The organism is Solidesulfovibrio fructosivorans JJ] (assembly GCF_000179555.1).
Taxonomy (GTDB): domain Bacteria; phylum Desulfobacterota; class Desulfovibrionia; order Desulfovibrionales; family Desulfovibrionaceae; genus Solidesulfovibrio; species Solidesulfovibrio fructosivorans.
Window position 1 is genome coordinate 53708 of record NZ_AECZ01000018.1, and the last position, 13002, is coordinate 66709.

Genomic DNA, 13002 nt, shown 5'->3' on the forward strand with positions numbered 1-13002 from the left:
CCATGGAAACGATTCCCGTCGGCCTGGTCGGCGTCACCGGCTACACCGGCATGGAACTGGCCCGCATTCTGGCCGTGCACCCCATCCTGCGGCTTACCCGGGCCACGTCCCGGGCCGAAGCCGGCAAGCCGCTTCGTTCCCTGTATCCCTTTCTCCAGGGATTTCGCGCCGGGGACGTGGGCATAACCGAGCCGGACGCCGCCGATCTGGCCGCGTCGTGCAAGCTGGTCTTTCTGGCCGTCCCCCACGGCGCGGCCATGGACTACGCCGCCGAACTGCTCACCGCGGGGTTGTCCGTGGTGGACCTCTCGGCCGATTTCCGCCTGGCCGACGCCGACGTCTACGCCTCCTGGTACGGTCTGGCCCACCGCCATCCGGACCTCTTGCCGGACGCGGTCTACGGCCTGCCGGAACTCTACGCGCCGCGCATCAAGAAGGCCAAACTCGTGGCCAATCCGGGCTGCTACCCCACGTCCGTCATCCTGGGGCTGGCCCCGGCCCTTTCCGCCGGCCTGATAGAAACCGACGGCATCGTGGCCGACAGCAAATCCGGCGCGTCCGGAGCCGGGCGCAAGGCCGCCGTGGGCACGCTTTTTTGCGAGGTCCACGACAGCTTCCGGGCCTACAACCTGGGCAAGCACCGCCACACCCCGGAAATCGAGCAGGAACTGGGAAAGCTCGCCGGCGCGGACATCACCGTGTCCTTCAATCCGCACCTGCTCCCCATCGACCGGGGCATCCTCTCCACCATCTACACGCGGCTGGTTACGCCCGCCACGCTGGAGGAGATCCACGCCCGCTACGACAACTTCTACGCCGACAAGCCCTGGGTGCGCGTGCTGCCCCTGGGGAAACTGCCGGAAACGCGCTACGTGCGCGGCACCATGTTTTGCGACATCGGCCTCGTGCTCGACCCCCGCACCAACCGCCTGATCGTGGTCTCGGCCATCGACAACCTGTGCCGGGGCGCCTCCGGCCAGGCCGTGGCCTGCGCCAACCTGATGTCCGGCCTGCCTTCCGACGCCGGCCTGCACTTCGCGCCGATGATGCCGTAGAGGGACTGGGGGAGAGAAAGGCGAAAGGATGCGGGGAGGGGACCCCTTTTTGAAAAAAGGGGTCCCCTCCCCGCGCCCCTCCCTCCCGAAAAACTTTTACAGGGGGCGAAAAGGGTCAGGGAGCGGGCGCCCCGGGGCACGGCGGCACGCCCTGATTATGGCATGCGTTACCAGGGCCGGCGGCGGGCTGTGGCGGAGGCGAAGGCGTATTCTTCGAATATGCGCCGCGCGCGTCCGCCACAGCCCGCCGCCGGCCAGCCAACGGAAAACAAGGAAACCATAATGACGCTCGACAATGTCCGCCGGCTGTTTGCCTGCTACAAGACCGACAAGGAGCTTCGGGCCAAGCTCTACAAGGCCGAGGGCCGAGAGGGCCGCGAAGCCGTGCTGCGCGAAGCCGGCCTGTATTTTACCGACGCCGAATTCGCGGAAATGGACGGCGTGCTCCACGTCAAATGCCAGACCCATGACGAGGCCGAGGAATTTTTCGCGTTCCGCAACTGGTGGAACATGCTGCAAGGCTCATAACGACAAGGAGACGATCCCCATGGCCGATGCCCCCCTGCCCCAATGCGCGCTGTGTCCCTACGACTGGTCCGAAAGGTACTGCCGCACGGGCAAGGGCAAAGCGCCCAAGGACTGCCCCTCGATCAAGATGCGTGGGCTGATCGAGCCGGCCGTGGCGAAAACCACCTCCGCCGCCTGCGGCGTCTTCGCCAAGGAGGCCTCGCTTCAGGAAGCCACCTGCTACGGCGGCCGCGAGGAAGGCTACGGCGCGGTCAAGCCGCTCAAGCCCCGCATCGTCGAGATCGTGGAATTCGCCCGCCGCATGGGCTATACACGCCTGGGACTGGTCTTCTGCATCGGCCTGCGCAAGGAAGCCGCCGTGGTCCACGAAATCCTGGCCGTAAACGGCTTCGAGGTGGCCTCCGTCTCCTGCAAGGTCGGCGGCGTGTCCAAGGAAGCGCTCGGCATCACCCCGGCAGAGCAGGTCGATCCCGGTGCGGCCCACGAGACCATGTGCAACCCGGTGCTCCAGGCCATGGTGGTCAACGAGGCCCACACCGACTTCAACGTGCTGCTCGGGCTGTGCGTCGGCCACGATTCGCTTTTCTTCAAGCACGCCGAGGCCATGGGCACGGTGCTGGCCGTCAAGGACCGGCTTCTCGGCCACAATCCCATCGCCGCCATCAACCAGTACGACAGCTACTACCGCTACCTCAAAAAGCCGTTGCCCTGATCCGCGTCCCTCGATTTCTTCCCGGTGATGGTTTCCCCGCAGGGTGTTAGGTTACTTTTTGGTGCGTGGTTGACAAAAAGAGCCTAATGTCCACTATACACCCTGTCTCCTGTCCTTTGGAGACTGGGAAGGGCCGTCCCCACGTCATACTTCCCAAGGACGCACAACCGGCCCGGAGCCTTTACCATTATGTCCGCATCGCCTTCCGGCCAGGAGGACGCCGCCGCGCGTCCCGATATGGCCGTCTCTGAACCGTCCGCGCCCGCCGGCCGCCCCCGCAAGAGGCGCCCGCGCCTTGTCGTGCTCATCGTCTTTCTCCTGTGCTGCGGCGTGGGGGGAGCGCTCTATTGGCGTCATGCCCGCCACTTCGAATCCACGGACGACGCCTTCGTCGCCGGCCATGTGACCAGCGTCGCGCCCCGCGTGCCCGGCCGGGTCAAAGAGGTGCTCGTCACCGACAACCAGCAGGTGCGCCAGGGCGACGTGCTGTTGCGCATCGATCCGGTCAATTACCAGACGCGCCTGGAAGCCGCCCAGGCGGCCCTGGACACGGCCAAACGCAACCTGGAGGAAGCGGTTTCCCAGGAAGGCGCCGCCTTGGCCACGGCCGATGCGGCCGAGGCCCAGGTGGCCTCGGCCAAGGCCACGGCCGACAATGCGGTCAAGGAACGCGTCCGCTACGACAAGCTGCTTAGCGAGCGCGTGGTGTCCCAGGAGTCCAAGGACAATGCCGACACCACGGCCCGCACCGCCGTGGCCGCCCTGGATGTCGCCCGCAAAAAGCACATAGCCGACGTGGCCCAGGTCGCCCTGGCCGCCGCCGCCATCGAGACGGCCCGCTCCAAGGTGAACGAGGCCCAGGCCGATCGGGATCAGGCCGACCTTGATCTGACCCACACCGTGGTGCACGCCCGGGTTTCCGGCCGCGTGACCAACAAGGCCGTGGAGCCCGGGGATTACCTGCAGGCCGGCCAGGCCGTCATGAGCCTGGTCCAGCCCGACGTCTGGGTGGTGGCCAATTTCAAGGAAACGCAACTCACCCACATGCGGCCGGGCCAGCCGGTGTCGATGGTCGTGGACGCCTTTCCCGACAAGGAACTGCGGGGACGCGTGGACAGCATCCAGCGCGGCACCGGCGCGGCGTTCAGTCTTTTGCCCCCGGAAAACGCCACCGGCAACTACGTCAAGGTGGTGCAGCGCGTGCCCGTCAAGATCGTCTTTGACGGCATACGCCCCGAAACCCTGTCCCGCCTCGCGCCGGGCATGTCCGTCGAACCCACGGTGCGCGTGCGCTAAGGCAGGGCCCAATATGGCTGCATCTTCCGCGCCGGCCGCCCCCTGGACGCCGCTTGCCAATCCCTGGCTGATCGCCGCGGCGGTCATGCTGGCCACCTTCATGGAGGTCCTCGACACCTCCGTGGCCAACGTGGCCCTGCCCCACATGGCCGGGAGCCTGGCCGCCACCCAGGACGAATCGACCTGGGTGCTGACGAGCTATCTCGTCAGCAACGCCATCGTGCTGCCCATGACCGGCTGGCTTGCCACCACCTTCGGCCGCAAGCGCTTCCTGCTCGTGTGCGTCACGGGCTTCACCCTGGCCTCGGCGGCCTGCGGCACGGCCCCGACCATGGCGCTGCTGGTGCTGGCCCGGGTGCTCCAGGGCGCGGCCGGCGGCGCGCTCCAGCCGTTGTCCCAGGCCATCCTCATGGAGAGCTTTCCGCCGCACAAGCGCGGCATGGCCATGGCCGTCTTCGGCATGGGCGTGGTGGTGGCCCCCATCATCGGGCCACTTTTAGGCGGCTGGATCACGGACAACATGTCCTGGCGCTGGATCTTTTTCATCAACCTGCCGGTGGGGATCGCCGCCCTGCTCATGTGCCAGACGTTCCTGGAGGACCCGCCGTATCTGCTGGAGGCCAAGTCCCGCCGGGCCGGCAAGATCGATTACGTGGGCTTCCTTTTCATGGTGGCCTGGCTGTCCACGCTCCAGATCGTGCTCGACCGGGGCCAGGAGGTGGACTGGTTCGCCGCCGTGTGGATCCGCTGGTTTTCCGGGGTGAGCCTCGCCTCCATGCTGGCTTTCATCTGGTGGGAGCTGCGCACCGCCCATCCGCTGGTCGACCTGCGCGTGCTGCGCGACCGCGATTTCGCCGCCTGCACCGCCATGATCGCCGTGGTCGGCGTGGTGCTCTACAGCGCCATCACCCTGCTGCCGCTTTTCATGCAAAACCTCATGGGCTACTCCGCCTTCGACAGCGGCATGGCCCTCAGTCCCCGGGGCATCGGGGCCATCATCGCCATGATCTTCGTGGGCCGGATCATCGGCAAGGTGGACAACCGGGTGCTCATCGGCGGCGGCTTCGTGCTCATGGCCTATTCGTCGTACCGGTTCGCGGAGATCAACCTCGACATCTCGATCGCGGCCATCATCTGGCCGAGCGTGCTGCTCGGGCTGTCCATGGCCTTGGTCTTCGTGCCCCTGACCACCCAGGCCATGTCCAACCTGGCCAACGAACAGATGGGCAACGCGGCCGGCATCTTCAACCTCATGCGCAATATCGGGGGCAGCGTCGGCATCGCGGCGCTGATCGCCGTGGTGGACCGGGGAGCCCAGGCGCACCAGATGCTTCTTGGCGGCCATCTCCGGGCCGACAGCCCGCGCTTCCAGGCCTACCTGCAAGCCTTGCAGACCTACCTCGCGCGCCACGCCGACGCGGTGACGGCCAAGCTCAAGGCCATGGGCCTCGCCTACGACCTGCTCGTGCAACAGGCCACCCTGCTCGCCTACATGGACAGCTTCCGGGTGATGGCCTACCTGTGCCTGCTGTGCATTCCGGGAGTGCTGCTCCTGCGCCGCTCGCGCAAAGGCGCCAAGCCGGTCATGGGGCATTGAAAGAGCCGGGGGGAAACTTTGTCTTACGAAAAGTTTCCCCCCAACCCCTCCTTCCAAAGACTTTTACCGGTTACGGTATACTTGCGCTACTCATCTGTAATTGTTGAAAGTTTTTTGGAGGGGAGAGCGCGAGAGGGGGACCTTTTTTTCAAAAAAGGTCCCCCTCTCGCATCTTCTTCTTTTCCCCTCTTCTCCTCTAATCTATCCCATTCCTGTCGTCGTGGACGCGCTTGGTCTTGCCGCAGCTGCGGGGCAGGCTGCCGGGGGCGAGGATTTCCACCCAGATGCGCACGAACAGGTGCTTGCGCAACGAGGTGGAGATGGCTTCGGACAGATTCTGGTCCAGGTCGCTCCCGGCCGAGGGTTTGCGCTCGACCTTGAGCACCATCTGGTCGCGGCCGTCGCGGCGGATGAGTCGGATCTGGAACTCGCTGTCCACGTCCTTGAAATCTTCCAGGACGCTGGCGATCTGGCCGGGGTAGATGTTGACCCCGCGAAAGACGAACATGTCGTCGGAACGGCCGAGAATGCGGTCGTGGCGCGGCAGGGACAGGCCGCAGGGACAGGGCTCGGGCAAAAGGCGCGTCAGGTCCCGGGTGCGGTAGCGAATCAGCGGCGCGGCCTCCTTGCAAAGGCTCGTCACCACCATCTCGCCCACCTCGCCGGGAGCGACGGGCCGCAGGGTGTTGGGATCGAGCACTTCCAGGATGAACTTGTCGGCCCAGTAGTGGATGCCGTCGTGGGCGGAGCATTCGAGCCCAGCGCCCGGGCCGTACAGCTCGGTCATGCCGGTGATGTCGAAGCTCTCCTCGAGGCCCAGCCACTTTTCGAACCGGCGGCGCATCTTGTCGGTGTGCGTCTCGGCCCCGAAAATGACTTTCTTGAGCTTGAGCCGCTTTTTCATGTCGCGCTTTTGCACTTCCTCGGCCATGAGCAGGGCCATGGAAGCCGTGGAGCACAGGCAGGTCGTGCCCATGTCCTCGAGAAGCTGCAGATGGATTTCCATATTGCCCGGCCCGACCGGCAGGGCCATGGCCCCGAACCGCTCGCAGCCGAGCTGGAAGCCCGCGCCGGCCGTCCACAGGCCGTAGCCCACGGCGATCTGCACCCGGTCGAGGGTGGTCAGCCCGGCCAGCTCGTAGCAGCGGGCGAACATGTCCTTCCAGGTGTCGATGTCGCCCTGGGTGTAGGCCAGGATCTTGCGTTTGCCGGTGGTGCCGGAAGAGGCGTGGATGCGCACGACCTGCTCCTCGGGCACGCAGAGAAGCGGCAGGGGATAGCCCTGGCGCAGGTCCTCGACCGTGGTCACGGGCAGACTGGTCAGGTCGTCCAGGGTCAGTTCCCGGCCGGGCTCATAGCCGCCCCCGGAGAGCCGCTCCCGGTAGACGGGGCTGCCGTCGAAGGCGTGACGGCAGGTCCAGTTGAGGCCTTTGGTCTGGATATCGGTCAGGGCTTCGGGAGAAAGTTCGGGAATAAAGCGATAACGGCTCATGCGGGGGCTCCAGAAAACAAGATCGGTCGGCCCTATTATCCGAAAACCGCAATAAAGAAAACGCCCGCGACCATCAAAAGAGCGCCCGGCAGACGATGGGCCAGATCGGGTTCGCGCAGGACAAACGCGCCGAGGAGCACGCCAAAAACGATGCTCAAGCGCTTGACCGCGATGACGTAGGACACCTGGGTGAGCGGCAGGGCCTGCATCTGACAAAAAAGTCCCACCGCCTCGAGGAACCCAGCTGTCAAAAGCGCCCACGGCGCGCGGGCGAGCTGGCGGCGGATATGCGGCACCCCGGCGGCGACGCCCGGGAAAAGGGCCAACGCCGTGGCCGTATAGACCGCCGCGCCCCAGACCGGCGGCGAGGAAGCGGTGAGCCCCAGCTTGTCCACATTGGCCCCCACACTCCAGATGAGCGCCACCAGAAGCATCAGCCGGGAGCCCTTGTTGACGAGAAGCGCCCGCACCGGCCCGAGCAGACCGTGACGGCTCTCGCGCAAATTAAGGACATACGCGCCAGAGACCACGAGCAGGATGCCGCCCACGCCGGCCGGCTCGGGAAATTCGCCCACGGTCACGGGCGAGGTGAAAAGGAGAAACAGCGGCGTGAAGGCCAGCATGGGGAGCGTCAGGGACAGATCGCCCGCGGCCAGGGCCCGGCCGTAGAGCCAGTAGGTCACGCCGCCAAGCGTCCCGCCGACAAGCAGCAGCGGCCAGAAGCTGTCGCCGATGACCGGCCCGGGGGATGCGGCGGCGAACGACCACAAAAAGACCGATGCCGCCACGCAATAGGCGAACATGACCAGGGCGGGGTCGATGCCGCCGAGCGCCCGCTTGAGAAAGGTGTCCTTGACCGCCTGGGTCAGGGCCGTGACGCAGGCCAGGAAAAACCAGATCATGGGCCGCCGTTTCCGTTTCGTGTCGGCCGGGTTGGCCGCCGCCGGACCTTACAGTCCCAGGCGTACGGCGGCAAGCGGCCCCTCGCCGGGACGTGACGCGCGCCGCCGGGCCGTGCTACGTCTCCCCGGCCCGGGCGTCGCTATCGGGACATCGCAGCAAGGAGCGCGCATGGAACTCGGTCACGTCTTCCCCATGGCCGCAGGCGCCGTCAAGACGGGGTGGCTGACGGCCCTTTTCGGGGGCATGCTGGTGTTGTGGGTGGGCCTGTTTTTCTTCCTGACCTACATGATAAACGGCGCGGCCCGGGCGGAAATAGCCCTTCGCGGCGACAAGCTGGTGGTGCGCGGCGGACTCTACGGCCGCGACATCCCGCTTGCCGCCGTAAACGCCGGGGAGGCCAAGCGGGTGGACCTCGGCCGGAAGGGTCCCAAAAGCCTCAAATGGCGCCGCAACGGCGTGGGCCTGCCCGGTCTTTCGGCCGGCTGGTTCCGCCTGGACGACGGCGAAAATGCGCTGGTCTTCGTCACGGACAAGGCCCGGGCCGTCTACGTGCCCACGACCCTCGGCTACGGCGTGGTGGTGAGCCCCGGCGATCCCGATCGGTTTCTGGAGGAGCTGCGCCGGGCGGCCGCTCCTGGCGTGGCCGCGCCGTAGATTTTCATGACACGCGCCGGCGGCGCAGCCCGGCCGACGACAAACGGCCGGAACCTTTCGGTCCCGGCCGCCGTCGTGGGGTTTGAGGGTTGTGGAGGTTTTGTGGGATGCGCTCTATGGACAGCCCCGGGGACAGTCGGGGCTTCCTTTTTTCGGGCCGCCCGCCGAGCCAAAGCCGGCGGCGATCGCCTCCGTCTGTCGGGATATCCCGGTCGACGTGGGTTCATCTCTAATCAAGTTGAAAATAATAATCAAGATCAAAATCATCACGACACCCAAAAAAAACCGCGACGCCGGAACGACCCGACGCCGCGGCAATCAAGAGGGGGCGGGAGAAAATCAGGTTCGAACAGCCCCTTTCCGGCCGGCCCGGCGACGCAGCAGCGCCGCGACGAGGGCCACATTGCCCAGCACACTGAGGCCCAGGGCAATTTCCCGCCAACCGGGACCGATCGCCCCGCTCCCAGCCTGGACTACCGGCGGCGCGGGCTTGGCGGACGCGGCCTGCGCCGCAACCGTGACCATATGCACGGCCCGGTGCCCCTGGCCATCGGAAGCGGCCACGCTCCAGACCCCAGGCCCGGACGGGACAAAGGCGAAGCGACCCCGGGCATCGGCATGGGCGCTTTGATAAAGCGTCCCCTCCTTTCCCGGGGCCGTCACCTTGACCTGGGCGAAGGCCATGGGTTCCCCGTCGGCGTAGAGGAATTCCATGGCCCTGGCCGCGCCCGGGTCCATTTCCCGCGAGCCGACGCCGTGCGCGGAAACGATGACGGGGTGCCCGACCATCACCGCCCACACGGCGACCGCCGCGAAAAGAGAACCGATCTTGCGCATCGTTACCGCACGCAAAACGTCAGCGTGGAGCGCAAGGCTTCCCGGTCGATGGTCTTGTCCGCCGACGGGCCCTTCATCTCGGTGCGCACCATCCACAGCCCCGGATGCGTGATCCGCACCTTGGCCACGCCGTCATCGCCGGTTTCGGTGTAATAGGCGTAACTGTTGGGATTTTTTGTGAAACCATCATACGTCGCCAGCACCACGGCCGGCGTGGGCTTGCCGTCCAAAAGCACCTTCACGTCCATGTCCTGGCCGACCTTCACCTTGGCCGGATCGGTCAGCGGCACAAGCTCCAGCTTCTGCCCGACCACGGCGTCGAAACCGGCGTCGCTGCCGCCGACAGACACAATGGCCTTGGCGAACTTTTCATAGCTGTTGCTCTTGGTCGCTCCGGGCAGATCCTTTTTCGTGCCCTTCTTCATGCCCTCGGGCGTCAGGCTCCAGACCTGCGGCAGCCGGTGCACCAAAATCAGCCCCGCCCCCGGCTTGGCGAACGTCGCCTGCCCGTTGAACACAAAGGTCTTCGCATCCGGGGTCAGCTTCACTTCCACAGGCTTGCCGTCGGTCACGGCAAACGCCTTGACGTCCGCCGGCGTCTCCAGCTCCTCGCTGACAATGAAGACATGGGCGGAATGCACGCCAAACGGCACGGCCTTGCCCACCGTCGCCGCGCACGTTCCCGGCTTGATGGCGATCTCGTGCGCCACCGCCGGACACGCCGCGCCCATTCCCAGCACCAACCCCAGGACCAACAGCAGCTTTCTCACGGCACAGAGATCCTCTTATGTATGTAATTAAACTTCATTATCAATATTTGTTACTAATCTATTATTCGTGCTACCGTCAACCCCACAAGTTCCCTTTCCACCCCTTGGCCCCTCCCCGAAACACAGGTACCTATCCCGCCAAGAGGTGCACCATGCCCGAGATTCCCGAAATCCAGCCCGTCACCGCCCCGGACGCCATCGAAGCGCGCTCGCTGGCCATCATCGACGCCGAAACCCCCGAACCGCGTCCCTTCGCCGGCCACCAGTGGACCATCGTGCGCCGGCTCATCCACACCACCGCCGACTTCGAAATGCTCGACCTCGTGCGCTTCTCCCCGGACGCCGTCCAGGCGGGACTCACCGCCCTGGCCGGCGGCGCGACCATCGTCACCGACACCGAAATGGCCCGCTGCGCCATCCCGACCAGACGCCTCACCCCGCTTCACTGCTCCGTGCGCTGCCTGCTCAACGACCCGGCCGTCGTCGCCGCCGCCAAAGCCGCCAACGGCACCCGCGCCGCCGCCGCCATGGACGCCGCCCTCGATACCCTCCAAGGCCCCATCATTTTCGCCATCGGCAACGCCCCCACCGCTCTGCTGCGCCTCGTCAAACGCCTGGACGCCGGAGCCCCGGCCCCCAGCCTCGTCATCGGCATGCCCGTCGGCTTCGTCAACGCCGCCGAATCCAAAGCGCTGCTCATGACCCGCTCCGACGTGCCCTGGATCAGCATCTCCGGCCGCAAAGGCGGCTCGGCCCTGGCCGGCGCGACCGTCAACGCGCTGGCGATTCTGGCGGGAGAGAGGAAAGGCTAGGACTGGCGGGGCGCTGCCCCGGACCCCGGCAGAGGCTCCGCCTCTGCACTCCGCCGGAGGGCTTGATGCCCTCCGGACCTCCCTTTACCGGGTTGGGATGATGGGAGGTGATGGAGATGGACGGTGGGACGACGAATATTTGTTGCCGCAATCGGCCCGGCGACACGAGGCGCTTCGCGCCTCGACGCCGGACGCGATTGCGGCAACAACCACGCCAGCGGCGAAGCGCCGCATTTTAAGAACAAGCAATATTTCTGAATGTCGCCCCTTTGGGGCGACCGGCGTGGTGGAGGCGGAATTTGCTTGGGACGAGCTTGTCGCGCAGCGACATGCACCGTCCCGACAAATTCCGCCTCCATCTTTACCCAACCGACTCCCCGACAACCAATGCCATTCCCGACAAGCCAGAGCCGAGAAGGGGGGTCCGGGGGGCGCGCTCGCCTCCCGGCGGGGTCCGGGGCAGAGCCCCGCTTCCGCCTCCTCGCCGCCCCGCGCTTCTACGCCTACGCCTGGGCGCAGTCGCTGGGGTCGCCGCGCAGCTTGTCGAGGCCGTGGGGGATGGCGGGCAGGATGGCGGCGAGGGTCTCGCGCACGGCTTTGGGCGATCCGGGCACGTTGACGATGATGGCTTGGCCGAGGGTGCCGGCGATGGCGCGGGAGAGCATGGCGTGGGGCGTTTTGGCCAGGGAGGCGGTGAGCATGGCCGTTTCGAATCCGGGCAGGCGTTTTTCGATGACGGCGAGGGTCGATTCGGGGGTGGTGTCGCGGGGAGACAGGCCGGTGCCGCCGGTGGTGACGATGAGGTCGTAGCCCTGGGTGAGGGCGAGGTCGACGAGCAGCGCCTTGAGCATGGCGGGTTCGTCGGGGATGATGTGTCCTTTGGCCAGGGCGACGGGCAGGGCGGCGGCGCAGGCCGTGGCGATGGCCGGGCCGGCGGTATCGGCGCGAAGTCCCTGGCTGCCCTTGTCGCTGAGGGTGATCCAGGCCAGGGAAAGGCCGGATTTTTCGGTGGTGAAGGCGGTTTCGCCGGCGGGCAGGTCCCCGGGGGTGAGGACGGCGGCGACGTGGACGCGGCTGGCGGGGATATCGTCGTCGCCGGGCCGGGAAAAAGCGCCTTCGATCCGCAGGCTCGGGCCGGCGGCGGACGTAAGGACCGTGCCGGGGGCAAGGCGCGGCCGCCGGCCGGCGGCGACGGTCAGACGCGGGGCGTATTCCGGAGCGGACGTCTCGACGAGGTGCAGGCGGTCGGCGACGGCCAGGGCAAGCGGGGCATCGGCGAGGAGGCGCAGGGGCTCGGGCATGGCGGCTTCCTTTGCGGACCTTGCGGTTTTTTGCGGGTTGGGTCAAAAGCGTGCCAACGATACGTCCGGGACAGGCGGATAATCAAGCGAAGCGAGGAGCACGGATGAAAGGCATCATACTGGCTGGCGGTTCGGGAACGCGGCTTTATCCGATTACGCGGGTGGTGAGCAAGCAGCTCCTGCCCATTTATGACAAGCCGATGATCTACTATCCGCTGTCCGTGTTGATGCTGGCCGGCATTCGGGACATCCTCATCATTTCCACGCCCTCGGACCTGCCCCGGTTCCGGGAGATGCTCGGCGATGGCACGAGCCTCGGCATGTCGCTCTCCTACAAGGTGCAGCCCAAGCCCGAGGGCCTGGCCCAGGCGTTTTTGCTCGGCAAGGAATTCATCGGCAACGACACGGTGAGCCTGGTGCTCGGGGACAACATCTTTTACGGCCAGGGGCTGGCCACGGTGTTGCAGCGCTGCGCCAAGCTGACGGACGGCGGCATCGTGTTCGGCTACAAGGTGCGCGATCCGCACCGCTATGGCGTGGTGGAGTTCGATGCGCAAAAAAACGTCATCAGCATCGAAGAGAAGCCCAAGGAGCCCAAGTCCAAGTTCGCTGTGACGGGGCTGTATTTTTACGACAACGAGGTGGTGTCGATCGCCGAGGGGCTCAAGCCTTCGGCCCGGGGCGAGCTCGAGATCACGGATCTCAACAACGTGTATTTGAAGCGCGGCAAGCTGCGGGTGGAATTTCTGGGGCGCGGCTACGCCTGGCTCGACACGGGCACCCATGAATCGCTGTTGCAGGCGTCGAGCTTCGTGCAGGCCATGCAGGAGCGGCAAGGGGTTTTGGTGGCCTGTCCCGAGGAGATCGCCTTCCGCATGGGCTACATCACGGCCGGCGATGTGGAGAAGCTGGCCAGCGACATGCTCAAGAACGCCTATGGCCAATATCTGATGGAGATGATCCGGGAGGGATAGCGCCCGCCCGGCCATGCAAAAAAACAAGAACGCCCCGGGCGCACGGTGGAACTCCCGCGCCCGGGGCGTTT

The 13002-nt window shown here is 66.0% G+C and carries 13 protein-coding genes; 8 read left to right on the plus strand and 5 right to left on the minus strand.

What is annotated here, in order from left to right; translation table 11 throughout:
* Nucleotides 1-2: 2 nt before the first annotated feature.
* The 5 genes from argC (at nt 3) to DESFRDRAFT_RS13255 (ending at nt 5188) form a co-directional block, all read left to right on the plus strand.
* Complete coding sequence (gene argC / locus DESFRDRAFT_RS13235) at nt 3-1055, plus strand: N-acetyl-gamma-glutamyl-phosphate reductase (protein WP_005994661.1); 1053 nt, start codon at nt 3-5, stop codon at nt 1053-1055.
* Between the two features lie 282 nt (nt 1056-1337).
* On the plus strand, nt 1338-1583 hold the full coding sequence (locus tag DESFRDRAFT_RS13240) for a Nif11-like leader peptide family natural product precursor (RefSeq protein WP_005994662.1): 246 nt from the start codon (nt 1338-1340) through the stop codon (nt 1581-1583).
* Nucleotides 1584-1602: 19 nt separating this feature from the next.
* Nucleotides 1603-2295, plus strand: a complete 693-nt coding sequence (locus DESFRDRAFT_RS13245) for a DUF1847 domain-containing protein (protein WP_005994663.1) — start codon at nt 1603-1605, stop codon at nt 2293-2295.
* A gap of 189 nt (nt 2296-2484) precedes the next feature.
* The gene (locus DESFRDRAFT_RS13250; protein ID WP_005994665.1) at nt 2485-3591 is read left to right on the plus strand and encodes an HlyD family secretion protein; all 1107 of its coding nucleotides are present in this window, start codon (nt 2485-2487) and stop codon (nt 3589-3591) included.
* A 13-nt stretch (nt 3592-3604) separates the two neighbouring features.
* Nucleotides 3605-5188 carry a DHA2 family efflux MFS transporter permease subunit gene (locus DESFRDRAFT_RS13255; RefSeq protein WP_005994667.1) on the plus strand — a complete coding sequence of 528 codons (1584 nt, stop codon included), beginning with the start codon at nt 3605-3607 and terminating at the stop codon, nt 5186-5188.
* A 196-nt stretch (nt 5189-5384) separates the two neighbouring features.
* On the opposite strand, the gene DESFRDRAFT_RS13260 is transcribed toward DESFRDRAFT_RS13255, so the two are convergent.
* Both DESFRDRAFT_RS13260 and DESFRDRAFT_RS13265 read right to left on the minus strand, forming a co-directional pair.
* Nucleotides 5385-6680, minus strand: coding sequence for a phenylacetate--CoA ligase family protein (locus tag DESFRDRAFT_RS13260; protein ID WP_005994669.1), 1296 nt, complete (start codon nt 6678-6680; stop codon nt 5385-5387).
* Between the two features lie 35 nt (nt 6681-6715).
* Complete coding sequence (locus tag DESFRDRAFT_RS13265) at nt 6716-7582, minus strand: EamA family transporter (protein WP_005994671.1); 867 nt, start codon at nt 7580-7582, stop codon at nt 6716-6718.
* Nucleotides 7583-7751: 169 nt separating this feature from the next.
* Between DESFRDRAFT_RS13265 and DESFRDRAFT_RS13270 the strand changes: the two genes are divergently transcribed.
* Complete coding sequence (locus DESFRDRAFT_RS13270) at nt 7752-8237, plus strand: PH domain-containing protein (RefSeq protein WP_005994673.1); 486 nt, start codon at nt 7752-7754, stop codon at nt 8235-8237.
* Nucleotides 8238-8576: 339 nt separating this feature from the next.
* On the opposite strand, the gene DESFRDRAFT_RS13275 is transcribed toward DESFRDRAFT_RS13270, so the two are convergent.
* Together DESFRDRAFT_RS13275 and DESFRDRAFT_RS13280 are read right to left on the minus strand one after the other, a co-directional pair.
* A complete protein-coding gene (locus DESFRDRAFT_RS13275) occupies nt 8577-9074 on the minus strand; it encodes a hypothetical protein (protein ID WP_005994674.1) in 498 nt (165 codons plus the stop codon).
* 2 nt (nt 9075-9076) lie between these two features.
* Entirely contained in the window at nt 9077-9844 is a 768-nt protein-coding gene (locus DESFRDRAFT_RS13280) for a DUF4198 domain-containing protein (protein ID WP_005994676.1), read from the minus strand.
* Nucleotides 9845-9996: 152 nt separating this feature from the next.
* Here DESFRDRAFT_RS13280 and DESFRDRAFT_RS13285 point away from each other — a divergent pair, with 152 nt between their 5' ends.
* Complete coding sequence (locus DESFRDRAFT_RS13285) at nt 9997-10656, plus strand: precorrin-8X methylmutase (RefSeq protein WP_005994677.1); 660 nt, start codon at nt 9997-9999, stop codon at nt 10654-10656.
* Between the two features lie 503 nt (nt 10657-11159).
* Here DESFRDRAFT_RS13285 and DESFRDRAFT_RS13290 read toward each other — a convergent pair.
* Nucleotides 11160-11957, minus strand: coding sequence for a MogA/MoaB family molybdenum cofactor biosynthesis protein (locus DESFRDRAFT_RS13290; RefSeq protein ID WP_005994679.1), 798 nt, complete (start codon nt 11955-11957; stop codon nt 11160-11162).
* A 104-nt stretch (nt 11958-12061) separates the two neighbouring features.
* Here DESFRDRAFT_RS13290 and rfbA point away from each other — a divergent pair, with 104 nt between their 5' ends.
* Entirely contained in the window at nt 12062-12931 is an 870-nt protein-coding gene (gene rfbA / locus DESFRDRAFT_RS13295; protein ID WP_005994681.1) for a glucose-1-phosphate thymidylyltransferase RfbA, read from the plus strand.
* Nucleotides 12932-13002 lie beyond the last annotated feature (71 nt).